This is a genomic window from Caulobacter sp. (assembly GCF_039596335.1).
GTDB lineage: Bacteria > Pseudomonadota > Alphaproteobacteria > Caulobacterales > Caulobacteraceae > Caulobacter.
Genome location: NZ_JBCNJZ010000003.1, coordinates 405607 through 422228 on the forward strand (window position 1 = coordinate 405607; position 16622 = coordinate 422228).

A 16622-nucleotide genomic window follows, 5' to 3' on the forward strand; every position below is an offset into this window, starting at 1 on the left:
AGTAAGCGCTTAGAGCCCCTCCGGTCTGATCGTCCCGATCAGGCCGGATCAAAGAGGCTCTAAATCAAAAGGATTGGAGCATTTCCTATGGGAAATGCTCCGGGGAGCGCTACCAAAAAATAGGGGAGAAGTGCGTGGTGAAGCGCCCGGTCGCGTTGAGTCTGATCCTGGCCCTTGGCGTCAGCCATGCCGCTTTAGCCGCCGACGCGATGCGTGACGGCTTCCAGACCCCGCCGGCCGAAACCCGCCCGCACGTCTTCTGGCAGTGGATCAACGGCAATGTCTCCAAGGAAGGCGTTCACCTCGACCTGGAATGGATGAAGCGCGCCGGGGTCGGCGGCGCGATCCTGTTCGACGTCGGCTTCAACACCCCGCCGGTGCCGCAGTACGTGGAAAAGCGCATCGGCTACGGCACGCCTGAGTGGAAGGAGGCGGTCGCCTACACCGCCTCGGAGGCCAAGCGCCTGGGGCTGCAGTTCGGCATGCAGGCCGGCGGCGGCTGGAGCGAGACCGGCGGCCCTTGGGTCAAGCCGCAGGAGGGCATGAAGAAGCTGGTCTGGAGCGAGACGGTCGTTTCCGGCAAGGGCCCGATCACCCTGGCGCCGCCGCCCGGCAACAGCGGTCCGTTCCAGGACATGCCGATCAGCACGCGCTTCGCCGAGCCTCGGCTTTACAACGACGTGGCGGTGGTCGCATGGCGCGAGGCCGAGACGATCGCCGCACCGACCGAAGTCACCTCCAGCGCCGGTCCGGTCGAGGTGGCCAAGCTTGCCGATGGAGCCTACGCGACGCCCGCCGTGCAATCCCTGGCCGGCGACGGCTGGGTGATGTTGCGCTACGCCAAGCCGGTGACCGCCCGCGCCGTGACGGTCTCGGTGGACGGCGCCATGCCTGACGGCGTGGTCGAGGCCAGCGACGACGGCGTGACCTTCCGCACCCTGGCCACCCTGCCGGGCGATGTGCGCCAGGGCCTGCCGGTGCGCACCTTCGCCTTCGCCAAGACGACCGCCAAGGTCTTCCGTCTGCGCCTGGCCAAGGACGCCAAGGCCGCACCGCTGACCGAGTTCGCGATCCACGCCGACGCCCGCGTCGACCGCTTCCAGGAGAAGGCCGGCTGGGGCGTGCTGGTCGACGCCTGGGCGCTGCCGACCCCGGCGACCGATGCGGCCATCGCCTCGGACAAGGTGCTGGACCTGACCAGCCGCCTGAAGCCCGACGGGACCCTGGACTGGACGCCGCCGGAGGCCGGCCGCTGGCGCGTCGTGCGCTATGGCTGGTCGCTGACCGGCCGCCGCGACACCCCCGCCGCGCCCGAAAGCCTGGGCCTGGAGGTCGACAAGTTCAACGCCGAGCACGTCCGCGCCCACATGCGGGGCCTGATGGAGCCGGTGAAGGCGCTACTGGGGCAGGGGGGAATGAACTACGTCATCACCGACAGCTGGGAGGCCGGCCAGGCCAACTGGACCGAGGCCATGGCCGCCGAGTTCGCCGCCCGCCGCGGCTATGCCCTGACGCCCTGGCTGCCGGTGCTGACCGGCCGGGTGGTCACGAGCGCCGAGGCGTCCGAGCGCTTCCTGGCCGACTACCGCCAGACCCTGGCGGACATGCTGACCGAGCATCACTTCGCGCAGATCAACACGATCCTGAACGCCGAAGGCATGCGCTACGAGGCGGAGGCTCCGGGCGTCGATCTGCCGACCATCGCCGACGGCCTGCGCGCCAAGGGCCAGGTCGATGTGCCGATGGGCGAGTTCTGGGTGTATCCGGTCGACAAGCCACCGCCCGCCGCCCATGTCGCCGACGTCCGCGAGGCCGCCTCGGCCGCCCACATCTACGGCAAGCCCGTGGTCGCCGCCGAGAGCCTGACTACCATGGGCGAGGACCCGTGGCGCACCGGCCCCTGGCAGCACAAGCGGATCTTCGACCGCTACATGGCCGAGGGCATCAACCACTTCATCCTGCACACCTCGGCCCACCAGCCGTTCACCGACCGCAAGCCGGGCATGACCCTGCGCCAGTACGGCCAGCACATCTCGCGCAACGAGACCTGGGCCGAGGGCGAGATGCGGGCCTGGACCGACTATCTGGCCCGCAGCGCTTGGATGCTGCGCCAGGGCCGGGCCGGCGCGGACATCGCCTGGTTCCAGGGCGAGGGCGCGGCCAACGGTCTGCCCTACGCCGAGGGCGGCAAGCCGGCGATCCCGGCGGGCTACGACTTCGACTATCTGGACGCCGACAGCCTGATCGAGCGCCTGACCGTCAAGGACGGCCGCGTCGTCCTGCCGTCGGGCGCCAGCTACGCGGTGCTGGTCATCCCGCCGGCCGTGCAGCGCCTGAGTCTGCCGGTGCTGCGCAAGCTGGACGCCCTGACGGCCGCCGGCGCGCTGGTCGTCGGCGAACGCCCCAAGGCCTCGCCGACCCTGTCCGGCGGCGTCGAGGCGCAGGCCGAATGGACGCGCCTGGTCGACAAGCTGTGGGCCGGTCCGATCCGCACCGGCTCCGTCGAGGCTGCTCTTGCGGGCAAGGCGACGCCGACGGTGCGCGGGGAGGGGATGGGGACGAACTTCGTCTGGACCCAGCGCGTGCTGGAGGACGGCGAGGTGTTCTTCGTCAACAACACCACCGACAAGCCGCTGGCGCTCTCGCCGTCGTTCCGCATCACCGGCAAGGCCCCGGACCTGTGGCGCGCCGACACCGCCACGACCGAGCCCGCGCCCTATGTCCAGCAGGACGGCCGCACCGAGGTGACGCTGAACCTGGCGCCCTACGAGTCGGTGTTCGTGGTCTTCCGCACCCCGTCGCAGGCGGCCGTGCGGCCCGCGACGCCGGCCCCGGCCTCGACGTTGCTGCGCACGGTCGAGACGATCTGGCGGGTCAAGTTCGAGCCCGGCTGGGGCGCGCCGACCGAGCCCGTGGTCATGGAGCGCCTGGCCCCGCTGAACGAGAGCCAGGATCCCGGCGTGCGCTACTACTCCGGCGCGGCGACCTACGAGACCACCCTGGAGGTCCCGCGCCAGTGGCTCAAGAAGGGGCAGCCCATGGTCCTGGACCTGGGCGAGGTGCACGAGTTCGCCACCGTCACCCTGAACGGCAAGACCCTGCCGGTGCAGTGGAAGCCGCCCTATTCGGTGGACGTTACCGACGCCCTGAAGGTCGGCCGCAACATCCTCAGTGTCCGGGTCGTCAACTTCTGGGCCAACCGGATGATCGGCGACCAGCAGCCGGGCGCCAAGCCGCTTACCTTCGCTCCGATCCAGCCGTTCAAGGCGTCGGATCCGTTGATGACCTCGGGTCTGTTGGGACCGGTAACGTTGAAAAGGCTCGAAAGTCGGTAACCGGTTTCCGGACCATCTTGCCAAGACTCTCAACTGGTATAATGATCATCTCATGCGCTCATTCAGAAGCGCGCCAGAACGCGCCGGCCCGCTTGTGGCTGGGCCTTGAGGGGAAACGAGATGATCAACGGAATTCAGCGGCGTTTGGCCGTCAGTGTGTCGGGGTTCGCGCTGCTGGCGGCGCTGGGCGGGGTCGCCCACGCCGATGAGGCCATCGCCACGTCGGGCGGCATCGCCGCGCCGATCGCCACCGCCGGCGTCGCAGGTCTGGGCCAGGCCGCTGCGCCGGTCGAAGACACCGCCGTTACCGAGGTGGTGGTCACCGGCTTCCGCAACAGCCTGCAGCGTGCGCTGGAGCTGAAGCGCACCAACACCGGCGTCGTCGACTCGATCCTGGCCGAGGACATCGCCAAGTTCCCCGACAACAACCTCGCCGAGTCGATCCAACGGATCCCCGGCGTCGCCATCAGCCGCGATCAGGGCGAGGGTCGGGCCCTGTCGGTCCGCGGTCTGGGCCCCGATTTCACCCGCGTGCGCATCAACGGCATGGAAGCCCAGGCCTCCACCGATGGCTACAACGGCGCCAACCGCGGCCGCGGCTTCGACTTCAACGTCTTCGCCTCGGAGCTCTTCAATCGCATCGACGTGCGCAAGACGCCGTCGGCCGACACGGAAGAAGGCTCGCTGGGCGCGACGGTCGACCTCGTCACCGCTCACCCGTTCGACTACAAGGGCTTCAAGCTCGCCGCCTCGGCCCAGGCCGGCTACAACACCCAGACCGAGAAGACCCGCCCGCGCATGGCGCTGCTGGTCAGCAACACCTTCGCCGACGACAAGTTGGGCGCGCTGTTCTCGGTGGCCTATTCGAAGACGGCCGTGAACTTCCAACAGTCCAGCTCGGGCCTATGGACCAACGGTCCCAGCGACGGCGGCTGGTGCCGTCCGACCACGGGCACCGGCGGCATCTGCGACGTCTCGGCCGCCGAGCTGCCGCGCGCCACCGAGCTGTACAATCTGGCCAGCGCCAGCTCGACCTACTATCCGCGCTTCATGCGCTACGTGCAGGGCCTGGGTAAGACCGAGCGCCTGGGCCTGACCAGCTCGCTGCAGTGGGCGCCCAGCGACAACACCAAGGTCACCCTTGATGGCCTGTTCTCGCGCTACAAGGTCAGCCGTGACGACTGGCCCATCGAGGCCATCGGCTTCAGCCGCGCCGCCTCGCAGGGCGGCAAGCCCGAGATGCTGGTCCGGGATCTGATCCTGGATAGCAACAACACCATGGTCTACGGCCTGTTCGACAACGTCGACATGCGCTCGGAGCATAACCGCGACGAGTTCTCGACCGACTTCGGCCAATGGACCCTGACCGGCGAGCACAAGTTCAGCGACAAGTTCAGCATCGACGGCGTCGTCGGCTATTCGTTCTCGGACTTCGACAACTTCAACGACCTGTCGACCCAGATCGACCGCTTCAACGTCGACGGCTACTCGGTCGACACCCGTCCGCAGGGTCAGTATCGTCCGGCGATCAACTTTGGCTTCGATGTCACCAATCCGGCCCTGTGGTACTTCGGTCCGACCGTGACACAGCCGGGCGGCACCGGCCCGACCGGTCCGGAAATCCGCCTGCGTCCGAACTACACCAACAACACGTACAAGACCGTCCAGATCAACGGTAAGTACGCGCTGAACGACAGCCTGACGATCCGGGCCGGCGCGGCCTGGAAGCAGTATGACTTCAGCACGCAGTCGTATCGCTACGCCTTGGGCGAGGCCAATTTCCCGGCCATCCCCAGCGGCTACACCATCCAGACCCTGACCGAGCAGTTCTGCGGCCTGGGCAAGATGAACGTGCCGGCTGCGACGCCGACCTGCTGGACGACGCCGAACATCGAGGCCTTCGCCGCCGCCTACAACATCTACGGCAACACCGGCCGCACGGCCCTGTCGCAGACCGTCTCCAGCGTCCGCGGCGAGAACCGCTCGGTCGAGGAGGAGAACAAGAACGGCTACGTGATGGCCAACTTCGACCATGACGTCGGCGGTTGGCGCGTGCGCGGCGACATTGGCGTGCGCCATGTCCAGACCGAGCAGACCTCCAGCTTCTACACCAACGTCCCGACCACGGTGAACGCGTCGGGCTTCGTCTACACGACCGTCAAGCGCAAGTACGACGACACCCTGCCGTCGCTGAACCTGGTGGTCGAGCCGACCGACAACCTGCTGCTGCGCTTCGCCGCCGCAAAGGTCATGGCGCGTCCGGCCCTGAGCGCTCTGGCAGCCGCGACCAGCGTCTCGGTCGCCGGCGGCTCGCGCAGCGTCTCGACCGGCAACGTCAACCTCGAGCCCTATCGCGCCAAGACCCTGGACGTCTCGGTCGAGTGGTATCCGAAGTCGGGCACGATCGTTTCGGCGGGCTTCTTCTACAAGGACATCAGCACCTACGTTCAGACCCTGACGCGCATACAGCCGTACTCGGCGACCGGCCTGCCGGTCTCGCTGTTGGAAGGCACGGGCGTGGGTCCGAACGACGAGTTCAGCGTCACCAACGTCGTCAACACCGACGGCGGTCCGCTGAAGGGCTTCGAGCTGAACTACCAGCAGCCGCTGGACTTCCTGCCCGACATGTTCCGCGGCTTCGGCATCCTGGCCAACTACACCTATGTCGACAGCAGCATCGACTACATCCTGGATCCGAACCCGGCGACCTATCGTGTCGTCAACGAGTCGCTGCTGAACCTGTCCAAGCACGCGGCCAACGCCACGCTGTACTACGAGCGCGGTCCGCTGCAGGCCCGTGTGTCGGTGAACTATCGCGACAAGTACCTGACCGCCGTCCCGGGCCGCTACGGCCAGGACGTCCAGGGCACGCTGGCCACGACGTTCTTCGACGCGTCCACCTCGTACAAGATCAACGACAAGCTGACGGTCAGCCTGGAAGCGCTGAACCTGAGCAACGAGAAGGACATCTCGTACATCGACTCCAAGACCCAGCGTTTCGAGAACTACCGGGTCGCTGGCCGTCAGTTCTTCCTGGGTGTCCGCTACACCTACTGATCTGAACCCCTCTTTTAGCCCTCGGTGATTGTCACCTCCTGTGCATGATCCGTGACTTCGGCGCCGGTTTCCTCCAGACCGGCGCCGCCTTTGTATCTGGAGGGTGTCTGGGAGACGCGACCATGGCTCATCTGACGGCGCACCGACTGGCGATCCTGTTGTCCCTGGCCGCGCCGGCGGCGGCGAATGCGGCCGTGGAGGTGACCCAGGACCGCAATGTCGTGGTGGTCCGCAACGGGACCGATGTCTTGAAGCTGTCGGTCTGCGCCGACGGTGTGGTCCGCGTGCTGGCCAGCCCCGACGGCAAGGCGACCGGCGCATCGCCGCAACAGCCCTGGTTCTCCAAGCCCTGCGAAGCCCAGGCCGTCAGCCTGACCGACGCCAGCGGCGCGGGCACCGGCGTCAACACCGCCTTGGGCGAGGGCGTCGCGGCCGCCACCGCCAAAGTGCTGAAGACCGGAAACCTGCGGATCTCGATCTCGCTGAAGGATGGGACCCTGACTTTCCTAGGTCCTGACGACCGCATCCTGCTGCAGGAGACCGGCGAGCGGCCACGCATCTACGAGCCGCTGAAGCTGTCGGACGGCTCGCCCGCCTATAAGGTCACCGCGCGCTTCCACCCCGTGCTGCGCCAGGGGATCTACGGCCTGGGCCAGCACCAGAGCGGCCAGTTCAACTATCACGGCGCGACGGTGCGACTGGCCCATGCCAATGCCGACATCGCCCATCCGCTGATGATGTCGACCGAGGGCTACGGCCTGCTGTGGAACACCGCCTCGGCCTCGACCCTGGACACCCGCTTCCCGACCGAGATGACGCTGGAGGCCGATGTCGGCCAGGCGCTGGACTATCTGTTCATCTACGGCCCCGAGTTCGACGACGTGGTGGCCCGCTACCGCGACATGACCGGCGCCGCGCCGCTGTTCCCGCGCTGGGCGTATGGCCTGTTCCAGTCGATGGACCGCTACGGCAGCGGCCAGGACCTGCTGGACGTCACCAAGCGCTATCGCGACGGCAAGGCCCCGCTGGACGTCATCGTCCAGGACTGGCGGTGGTGGAGCCGCATGGGCGATCCGGAGTTCCGCCCCGACGGTTATCCCGACGTGCCGGCCCTGCTGAAGACCCTGAACGACCGCCACGTCCACACGATGATCAGCATGTGGCCGCTGCTGTCCAAGACCTCGCAGATCCACGCCATGATGACTGAGCGGGGTTGGCTGGTGCCGGGCACGGCGCTCTACGATCCGACCAACAAGGACGCCGCCGACCTCTACTGGTCGCACTTCGGTTCGAAGCTGCTGGCCCAGGGCTGGGACGCGTTTTGGCTGGATGGCTCCGAGCCCGAACTGCACCTGCCGACCATGGCCGAGACCGATCGCACCCTGAACGGCCGCAAGCTGGCGATCGGGCCGGGCGAACTCTATGGCAACGTCTTCCCCCTGGCCCATGTCGCCAATGTCTCCGACCGCTGGCGCAAGCAGCGCGAGGACAAGCGGGTGTTCATCCTGTCGCGCTCGTCGTTCGCCGGCGTGCAGCGCTACGGCGCGGCCTCGTGGTCGGGCGATATCCTGAACGGCTTCCCGGTGTTCCAGCGCCAGATGCAGGGCGGGCTGAACTTCGCGCTCTCAGGCATGCCTTACTGGACCACCGACATCGGCGGCTACTACGGCGGCGTGCTGGACAACCCGCCGACCGGGCCGTCCAGCGAGGATCCGGCGTTCCAGGAGCTGTATGTTCGCTGGTACCAGTTCGGGGTCTTCAACCCGCTGTTTCGCACCCACGGCAAGCGTGAGAACAACCGCAACGACCTGTTCGCCTATGGCGACAAGACGCCGATCCTGCTGGACTACGATCGCCTGCGCTATCGGCTGATGCCCTATATCTACGGCCTAGCCTGGCGGGTGACCGACAAGGCCGACACCATCATGCGGCCGCTGGTCATGGACTGGCGGACCGACGAGCGGACCTGGAACATCGGCGACCAGTTCTCGTTCGGCCCGGCCCTGATGGTCGCGCCGATCACCAACGCCGGCCAGGCCTCGCGCCAGGTGTTCCTGCCGGGCGCCGCGCCCTGGTACGACTTCTGGACCGGCAAGAAGCTGGCCGGCGGCCAGTGGATCGACGCCGCCGCGCCGCTGAAGACCATCCCGGTCTTCGCCAAGGCCGGCGCGATCCTGCCTCTGGGCGGTGTGGTCGAGTACGCCGACCAGGATCCGCAGGGCCCGCTGGAGCTGCGTGTCTATGCGGGCGCGGACGGCAAGTTCGAGCTCTATGACGACGCCGGCGACAGCTACGCCTACGAGCGCGGCGAGCGGGCGGTGACGCCGCTGACCTGGAACGACGGCGCGCGTCGCCTGAGCATCGGCGCGCGAGTGGGCAGCTTCCCGGGGCTGGTGAAGGACCGGACGTTCAAGGTGGTGCTGATCGACGGCGGCCGCGAGCGGGTGAAGACCGTGCGGTATGACGGCAGCGCGCTCGAGGTGGGCTTCTGAGCCTAGAGCATCGCCCGGCGCAGGGCGTCCTGCCAGCGGTCGACGATCTCGCCGCGCGCGCCAGCCGTCATCGCCGGCGTGAAGGTCCGCTCGGCCGGACGCACGGGCGGAGCCGAGATGCCCATACCCTCGGCCGCCAGCCGGGCCGCGCCCAGCGCGCTGAGTTCGGCCGCGTCGGCGCGCAGCACCGGGCGATCGATCAGGTCGGCCAAGAGCTGCATCAGCATGTCGTTGCGCGAGGCGCCGCCGTCGACGTTCAGCACGGGCAGGTCCATGTGCAGATCCGCCTGCATGGCCATGAACACGTCGTGGATCTGCAGGGCCACCGCCTCCAGGGCCGCGCGGGCCAGGTGGGCGGGGGTGGTGCCCAGGTTCATGCCGCTGACCAGGCCGCGAGCCTCGTCGCGCCAGTGCGGGGCGCCCAGGCCGGCCAGGGCGGGCACCAGGACGACGCCGCCGCTGTCCGGGACGGTCAGGGCCAAGTCCGTCAGAGCGCGCTCGTCCTTTAGGCCCAGCAGCTTGGTGACGAAGGCGGCCGTGTGCCCCGACACCGAGATATTGCCTTCCAGAGCGTGCAGGGCGCCCGCGCCACGGCTCCAGGCGATGGTGCTGGACAGGCCATGAGCCGACCAGACGCGCTCGCGGGTCACGCTCATCAGTGACGAGCCGGTGCCGCAGGTGGCCTTGATGCCGCCGGGGCCTTCCAGCCCATGGCCGTAGAGCGCCGCGTGCGAGTCGCCCATGGCCGCGTGGATCGGTGTGCCGGCAGGCAGGGCGGTCGCGCCGCGCGCCGTCTCGCCGAACATGGCGTCGGACGGCAGGATTTGGGGCAGGGCCTCGACCGGCACGCCGAACAGCCGCGCCATCTCCGGGTCCCAGTCCAGGGTGGCCAGGTTCATCAGCTGGGTGCGCGAGGCGTTGCTGTGGTCGGTGGCATGGCGCGCGCCGCCGGTCAGGTTCCATAAGAGCCAGCTGTCGACCGTGCCGGCCTTCAGCTGACCGCGCGCGGCGCGGACATGGCCGTCCGGAACCGCGTCCAGCAGCCAGGCCAGCTTGCCGGCCGAGAACATCGGGTTCAGCGTCAAGCCGGTGCGGGCCAGGACGTCGGGCTCGCAGCCCTCGGCCTTCAGCGCCTCGCAGCGCGGGGCCGAGCGGCCGCATTGCCAGGAGACGACGGGACCGACCGGGCGGCCGCTGGCGGCGTCCCAAAGCACCGCCGACTCGCGCTGGTTGGAGATGCCGACCGCGCCGATGGCGAAACCTTTGGCGACGATCTCGGCAATGACTTCCGCGACGCTGGCCCAGACCTCGTCGGCCGATTGCTCGGCCCAGCCGGGGCGCGGATAGACGACCCGGGTCGAGCGCGAGGCCGTGGCCAGGATCTCGCCGTCGGGACCGACCAGCACCGCCTTGGTGTTGGTCGTGCCCTGGTCGATCGCCAGGATGGCCATCAGGCGCCGCGCTTGGCCAGCAGGTCGCGGGCGGCGTCGGCGATGCCATCGGCGGTCAGGCCGTAACGTTCCAACAGAAACTCCACCGAACCCGTGGGCAGGAAGCCCGGGAAACCCAGGATGCGCATGGGGCAGGGGGCTTGGGTAGCGATGACTTCCGCCACCGCGCCGCCCAGGCCGCCCTTGACCGAGTGTTCCTCGACCGTGACCACAGCCCCGGTCGCGGCCGCGTCCAGGATGGCCTGCTCGTCCAGCGGGGTCAGGGTGGCCATGTTGATCACGCGCGCTTGGACGCCCTCAGTCACCAGCGCCTCGGCGGCGTCCAGGGCGCGATGGACCATGATGCCGTTGGCGATGATGGCGACGTCGCCGCCCTCGCGCAGGACCTCGGCCTTGCCGATCGTGAAGGTCTCGTCGGCGCGCCTCAGGGCCGGCACCGGCATGCGGCTGATGCGGATGAACACCGGGCCGTCGAAGGCGGCGGCGGCCTTGATCGCCTCGCTGGTCTCCCACGGATCCGAGGGCACGATGACCGTCAGATTGGCCATCGGCCGCAGCCAGGCCAGGTCCTCGATCGAGTGGTGCGTGGGGCCCAGTTCGCCATAGGCGATGCCGCTTGAGATGCCGCACATCTTCACATTGGCCTGGGAGTAGGCGACGTCGGCCTTGATCTGCTCCAGGGCACGGCCCGTGAGGAAGCACGAGGCGCCGCTGACGAACGGGATCTTGCCGCCATTGGCCAAGCCCGCGCCGACGCCGACCATGGCCTGCTCGGCGATGCCGACATTGATCAGGCGGTCCGGGAACGCGGTGCGGAACTTGCCCAGTTTGCTGGAGCCGACGCTGTCATTGACGACGGCGACGATGCGCGCGTCCTCGGCGGCCAGGGCCTCCAGCGTGGCGACATAGGCTTCGCGGCAGTCGAACAGGCCTTCGACGGTCTTGGCCTCGCTCATGCCGCCAGCTCCTTCAGGGCTTGTTCGTACTGGGCCGGGTTGGGGCAGCCGTGGTGCCAGCCGGCCTGGTTTTCCATGTACGACACGCCCTTGCCCTTGATGGTCGAGGCGATCACGCACAGCGGGCGCGGCCCCTGGTGGCTCAACGCCTGGATCAGAGCCTTTGGGTCATGGCCGTCGATCTCGACGACGTCGAAGCCGAAGGCGCTCCACTTGCTGGCCAAAGGCTCAAGGGCGACCGTGTCCTCGGTCGGCGCGCCCTGCTGCAGGCGGTTGCGGTCGACGATGACGGTCAGGTTCGACAGCTTGCGGTGGCCGGCGGTCATCGCCGCCTCCCAGCAACTGCCTTCCTGCAGTTCACCGTCGCCGGTCAGCACGAAGACGCGGAAGTCGGCCTTGTCGATCTGGCCGGCGATGGCGACGCCGACCGCGACGGGCAGGCCGTGACCCAGGGGGCCGGTATTGGTCTCGACGCCCGGCAGATAGGTGCGGCTAGGGTGGCCGTTCAGGCGCGACAGCGGCTTGAGGTAGGTCGACAGCTCCTCCTCGGGAAAGAAGCCGGCCCCGGCCAGCACCGAATAGAACGCCCCGGTGCAGTGGCCCTTGCTCATGATGAAGCGGTCGCGGTCGGGCGCGTTCGGCTGCGAGGAGTCGTAGTTCAGCACGTCGAAATAGAGGGCGGACAGGATGTCGGCCGCCGACAGGTCGCCGCCGGGGTGGCCCTGCTGGGCCTCGACGATCATTTTCAGGGCGCTGCGGCGGATCCAGTTGGCGCGCTCGGCCACATGGGCGGCGCGCGCTTCCAGGTCGTCGTCCAAGGCGCGGTTGTCTCGATTCATGTTCGACCTTCCCGATGGCTGCCGTACGGCGCGCCGGAGCACGAGGGGGCGGTCGCTGGCGTTGGCCCGCCGGTCTTCCGGTCGCGCGCCTTCGCCTGGTTCCCAGGCCTCCCTCGACCCGCAAACTACGGGGCGTTCCCCAAGGGCGCAATGGCGTTTTGCTTTGATCGCTTTCGAATATTTTCGTTTTCTTTTGAACGAAAATTGTCGGAGTTTTCGGCATTTTTCAGGTGTAAGCTATTGATATTGCTAATAATGATGCTGTCGTGGGGTGTCTCGCCATTCATGTTAGCGCTCCCTTTGCCGGCGGATTGACAGGGAATTTTCGGCGTGACACCGTTCACGCGAAATTCGAAATCAATCGAAAGCAAGCGCCATCAACGGCGTCATACGGGAGGCTCGGGCCGTGCAGACGGACAAGGCGACAGGTCGCGACTCGAACACGCGCCGGCGACTCGCCCCGTCGTTGCTGCTGGCCGTGGCCGCCATTTCCCTGTCTGCCTGCAAGGTCGTGCCGATCGCCGCCGATCGTGCCGCGCGTGAGCGCCTGTCGGGCGCCTTCGACGCCGGTCGCTATGTCGAGGCCGTGTGGGACGCCCAGGCTCAGCCGCATTGGACCAAGACCGCAGCGCCGCTGCCCGAGCTGTCCGCCAGGATCGACCAGGACATCGCCGCCGCCGGTGGCCGTCAGGCGGGTGACGGCTCTCCCTGGACCTTCGTGACCAGCGGCGAGGGCTCGGTCGTCAGCCTCGACACCACGGCCCGCGCCGGCCGCGTGGTGCTGGACGTGCCCGGCTCCGGCGCGGTCACGGTGCTGGTCGGGCCGGTCGTCTCGGGCTCGGCCCTGCGCGACAGTCTGCCGTTCGTGGCCTTCAACGACTTCTCCAACCAGATCGCCTATGCCGAGGTCGGCGGCGCCCTGACCCGTCGCGCCGTGCGCGACGCACGCCCAGTCGCCGAAAGCCTGAAGCCCGGCGACCGCGTGGCCTTCACCGGCGTCTTCCAGGCCGCCAAGGCCGGCGATCCGGTGGTGGTGACCCCGATCCAGCTGCGGCGCGTGACCTCGTGAGCCTGCTGCGCGCCGAGAAGGTCGGCAAGACCTATGGCGGCGTGACCGCCCTGGACGGCGTCGACTTCGACGTGCGGGCCGGCGCGGTCAATGTGCTGATCGGCGAGAACGGCGCGGGCAAGTCGACCCTGATGAAGATCCTGGCCGGGGTGGAGCAGCCGACCTCCGGCCGCCTGCTGCTGGACGCTCAGCCTGTGCGCTTTGCCTCGATCCGCGAAGCCTCGGCGGCCGGCGTCGGCATCGTCTTCCAGGAGCTGAACCTCTGCCCGAACCTGTCGGTGGTGGAGAACATCTTCCTGGGCCGCGACCTGACCTCGGCGCCCGGCGTCAGCGACAAGGCCGCCGAGCGCAAGCGCGCGGCGGAGATCCTGGCGCGGCTGGCGCACGACATCTCGCCCGACGCCCAGGTCGGGACCCTGCGCATCGGCGAGCAGCAGATCGTCGAGATCGCCAAGGCCCTGGTCGACGACGCCCGCGTGCTGATCCTGGACGAGCCGACCTCGGCCCTCAGCGCCGCCGAGGTCGAGGTGCTGTTCCGGGTCATCGGCGAGCTGAAACAGGCCGGGGTGGGGGTGATCTACATCTCGCACCGGCTGGAAGAACTGATGCGTATCGGCGACCAGATCACCGTGCTGCGCGACGGGCGGCTGATCGACTCCAAGCCGGCGTCCGAGGTCACGGTGGCCTGGATCATCGAGCAGATGCTGGGCGACAAGGCCCGCGACCGGCCTCGGAGCACGGCCCGCCAGGCTGGCGAGGTGGTGCTGGCGGTTGAGGACCTATCCCTGCCGCGTCCCGGCGGCGGCCTGCTGCTGGACGCCATTTCGGCCAGCTTCCGGGCCGGCGAGATCACGGCGCTGTACGGCCTGCTGGGTTCGGGCCGCACCGAATTCCTGGAAAGCGTCTATGGCGCTCGTCCTGCGAAAGGCTCCGTGAAACTGAGCGGCGAGGAGATCTCGCACCTGCCGCTGGCCGAACGCTGCCGCCGGCGGATCCGCTTCGTGCCCGAGGATCGCCAGCGTGATGGCCTGTTCCACAACCTGTCGGTCGGGGGGAATCTGGGCCTGTCGCGCCTAATCGCCTTCGCGAAAGCCGGCGTCATCGACGGCGGACGCGAGAAATCCGCCATCGGCGAGATGATGGCTCGGCTGGGCGTCAAGGCGGCGTCACCGCAGATCGCCATCGGCGCGCTGTCGGGCGGCAACCAACAGAAGGTGGTGATCGGGCGCGGCCTGATGACCGATCCGCTGGTCATGCTGCTGGACGAGCCCAGCCGTGGCGTCGACATCGGTGCGCGCGGCGAGGTGTTCGACACCATGCGCGCCCTGGCCGACCAGGGCATGGCCGTGGTCTTCGCCACCTCCGACCTTCTCGAAGCCCAGGCCGTCGCCGACCGCGTGCTGGTCATGGCCGCCGGCCGCCTGACCGCCGACCTGCCGCTGGAGGCCGCCACCGAGGCGGCCCTGGTCGCGGCCTGCAACCCGACTGAAGCCCCGCGTAACATGGAGCCCGCCCAGTGACGGCATCCACCGCCGCCGCGCCGATGACCGCCAACGGCGGCTGGCTGGCCCTCGTCCTGAAGCTGCGCGCCCTGATCGCCCTGGGCGTGGTGCTGGCGTTCTTCTCGGTCATGGCCCCGAACTTCCTGTCGACGGCCAATTTTCTGATCATGTTCAAACACGTGGCAATCACGGCGATCCTGGCGATCGGCATGAGCTTCGTGATCCTGACCGGCGGCATCGACCTGTCGGTGGGCTCGATCGCCGGCCTGGGCGGCATGGTCGCCGGGGCGCTGATCCTGAACGGCCTGACGATCGCGCCGCTGGGCGTGGTGGTCTATCCCAGCATCGCGATGGTCGTGGTCATCGTGCTGCTGCTGGGCGGCCTGGCCGGCTTCGCCAACGGCGTGCTGGTCTCGCGGTTCAAGGTGGCGCCGTTCATCGCTACGCTTGGGATGCTGTACGTGGCGCGCGGCGCGGCCATGCTGCTGTCGAACGGCGCGACCTTCCCGAACCTGACGGGTCGCGAAGACCTGGGCAATACGGGCTTCCCGTGGCTGGGCGCCGGCACGGTGCTGGGCTTGCCGGTGACCGTGCTGATCATGGCCGCCATCGCCCTGGTCGCCGCCTTCGTCGCCCGCGACACCCCGTTCGGCCGCCGGGTCTATGCCGTCGGCGGCAACGAGCGCGCGGCCCTGCTGTCGGGCGTCCGCGTCGATCGGGTGAAGATCGCCGTCTACGTCATCTCCGGCGTCTGCGCCGCGCTGGTGGGTCTGGTCGTCTCCTCCGAGCTGGTGGCCGCGCACCCGGCCAGCGGCGAGACCTTCGAGCTGTCGGCCATCGCCGCCGTCGTGCTGGGCGGGGCCTCGCTATCGGGCGGGCGCGGCACGGTCGGCGGCGCGCTGATCGGCGCCTGCGTGATCGGCGTGCTGGGCGATGGCCTGGTGATGATGGGCGTCAGCGAGTTCTGGCAGATGGTCGTCAAAGGGCTTGTGATCATCGCGGCGGTCGTGCTCGACCAGCTCCAGGGGCGCCTCGCCGCGGCGGGGAAGGCTTGACCATGGTCGAGGGCGCCCTGTCGCGAAGGAGCAAGACCATGGCCAAACCCTCAGGCGGGGCGGGCACGGCCCGCGCGCGGGCCATCGCCGCCGGCGCCGGCCTGCTGGCCGAACCGCGCCGCATGCAGATCCTGGAATGGCTGCAGGAAGAGGGCAGCGCCCGCGTACGCGAGCTCTCCGAGGCGTTCTCGGTGTCGGAAGCCACCATCCGCCAGGACCTGGAGCGGCTGGAGACCGACGGCCACATCGTGCGCGAGCACGGCGGCGCCTATCTGCGCTCGGTGCCCCAGCAGGTGCGCGACATGGCCCTGCAGCACCAGGCCAATATGGACGCCAAGCGCCGCATCGGCCGCCTGGCCGCCTCGCTGGTTGGCGACGGCGAGTCGATCATCCTGGATAGCGGTTCGACCACCACCGAGGTGGCGCTGAACCTGCTGGAAAAGCAGAACCTGAACGTCGTCACCAACGCCCTGAACATCGCCCTGACCCTGGGCGCGCTGCCGTCCTGCGCAGTCCATATGCCGGGCGGCCAGTTCAAGGCGCCGACCCTGTCGCTGAGCGGCGAGCGCTCGGCCGCCTTCTTCGAGGGCCTCTATGCCGAGAAGTGCTTCCTAGCGACGGCGGCGATCTCGTTCGAGGCCGGCCTGACCTATCCGTCGTTGGCCGACCTCTATGTGAAGCGGGCCATGATCGCGGCCTCGTCGCGCGTCGTGCTGGTGGCCGACTCCACCAAGATCGGCCGCACCTCGTTCTCGTCCTTAGGGGCGGTGGAGATCGTCCACACCCTGATCACCGACCAAGCCATCCGCGACGAAGACCGCCGCGCCTTCGAGGCGCGCGGGATCGAAGTCCTGATCGCCTAGCTG

At 68.5% G+C, this 16622-nt stretch carries 10 protein-coding genes; 7 read left to right on the plus strand and 3 right to left on the minus strand.

The features are described 5' to 3' along the window. Window positions 1-134: 134 nt before the first annotated feature. The 3 genes from ABDW31_RS08595 (at window position 135) to ABDW31_RS08605 (ending at window position 8884) form a co-directional block, all read left to right on the plus strand. Window positions 135-3335: a glycosyl hydrolase gene (locus ABDW31_RS08595; RefSeq protein WP_184718292.1), complete on the plus strand. Its 3201-nt coding sequence runs from the start codon at window positions 135-137 to the stop codon at window positions 3333-3335. 120 nt (window positions 3336-3455) lie between these two features. Next, complete coding sequence (locus ABDW31_RS08600; protein ID WP_184718294.1) at window positions 3456-6392, plus strand: TonB-dependent receptor; 2937 nt, start codon at window positions 3456-3458, stop codon at window positions 6390-6392. Between the two features lie 122 nt (window positions 6393-6514). After that, window positions 6515-8884, plus strand: coding sequence for a TIM-barrel domain-containing protein (locus tag ABDW31_RS08605; protein WP_184718296.1), 2370 nt, complete (start codon window positions 6515-6517; stop codon window positions 8882-8884). 2 nt (window positions 8885-8886) lie between these two features. On the opposite strand, the gene ABDW31_RS08610 is transcribed toward ABDW31_RS08605, so the two are convergent. Genes ABDW31_RS08610 through ABDW31_RS08620 form a run of 3 tightly spaced genes read right to left on the minus strand, consistent with a single transcriptional unit; the run spans window position 8887 to window position 12130 of the window. Continuing rightward, a complete protein-coding gene (locus ABDW31_RS08610; protein ID WP_184718298.1) occupies window positions 8887-10335 on the minus strand; it encodes an FGGY-family carbohydrate kinase in 1449 nt (482 codons plus the stop codon). After that, window positions 10335-11291 (minus strand): transketolase C-terminal domain-containing protein, encoded by a 957-nt coding sequence (locus ABDW31_RS08615; RefSeq protein WP_184718300.1) that lies wholly within the window; start codon window positions 11289-11291, stop codon window positions 10335-10337. Before ABDW31_RS08615 ends, ABDW31_RS08610 begins: the two co-directional genes overlap by 1 nt. Continuing rightward, window positions 11288-12130 (minus strand): transketolase, encoded by an 843-nt coding sequence (locus tag ABDW31_RS08620; RefSeq protein WP_184718302.1) that lies wholly within the window; start codon window positions 12128-12130, stop codon window positions 11288-11290. Before ABDW31_RS08620 ends, ABDW31_RS08615 begins: the two co-directional genes overlap by 4 nt. A 406-nt stretch (window positions 12131-12536) precedes the next feature. On the opposite strand from ABDW31_RS08620, the gene ABDW31_RS08625 reads away from it, so the two are divergent. The 4 genes from ABDW31_RS08625 to ABDW31_RS08640 are packed head-to-tail and all read left to right on the plus strand — an operon-like array spanning window position 12537 to window position 16619. Next, the gene (locus tag ABDW31_RS08625; RefSeq protein WP_184718304.1) at window positions 12537-13199 is read left to right on the plus strand and encodes a DUF2291 domain-containing protein; all 663 of its coding nucleotides are present in this window, start codon (window positions 12537-12539) and stop codon (window positions 13197-13199) included. Then, window positions 13196-14719: a sugar ABC transporter ATP-binding protein gene (locus ABDW31_RS08630; protein WP_184718306.1), complete on the plus strand. Its 1524-nt coding sequence runs from the start codon at window positions 13196-13198 to the stop codon at window positions 14717-14719. The genes ABDW31_RS08625 and ABDW31_RS08630 overlap by 4 nt, the downstream gene beginning before the upstream one ends. Next, window positions 14716-15756: a ribose ABC transporter permease gene (locus ABDW31_RS08635; RefSeq protein WP_221444653.1), complete on the plus strand. Its 1041-nt coding sequence runs from the start codon at window positions 14716-14718 to the stop codon at window positions 15754-15756. Before ABDW31_RS08630 ends, ABDW31_RS08635 begins: the two co-directional genes overlap by 4 nt. A 38-nt stretch (window positions 15757-15794) precedes the next feature. Further along, window positions 15795-16619, plus strand: coding sequence for a DeoR/GlpR family DNA-binding transcription regulator (locus ABDW31_RS08640; protein ID WP_184718308.1), 825 nt, complete (start codon window positions 15795-15797; stop codon window positions 16617-16619). Window positions 16620-16622 lie beyond the last annotated feature (3 nt).

Coding starts and splice junctions, on each gene's coding strand:
- ABDW31_RS08600 (WP_184718294.1), top strand. CDS start 3,456: ATGATCAACGGAATTCAGCGGCGTTTGGCCGTCAGTGTGTCGGGGTTC.
- ABDW31_RS08615 (WP_184718300.1), bottom strand. CDS start 11,291: ATGAGCGAGGCCAAGACCGTCGAAGGCCTGTTCGACTGCCGCGAAGCC.
- ABDW31_RS08605 (WP_184718296.1), top strand. CDS start 6,515: ATGGCTCATCTGACGGCGCACCGACTGGCGATCCTGTTGTCCCTGGCC.
- ABDW31_RS08610 (WP_184718298.1), bottom strand. CDS start 10,335: ATGGCCATCCTGGCGATCGACCAGGGCACGACCAACACCAAGGCGGTG.
- ABDW31_RS08620 (WP_184718302.1), bottom strand. CDS start 12,130: ATGAATCGAGACAACCGCGCCTTGGACGACGACCTGGAAGCGCGCGCC.
- ABDW31_RS08640 (WP_184718308.1), top strand. CDS start 15,795: ATGGCCAAACCCTCAGGCGGGGCGGGCACGGCCCGCGCGCGGGCCATC.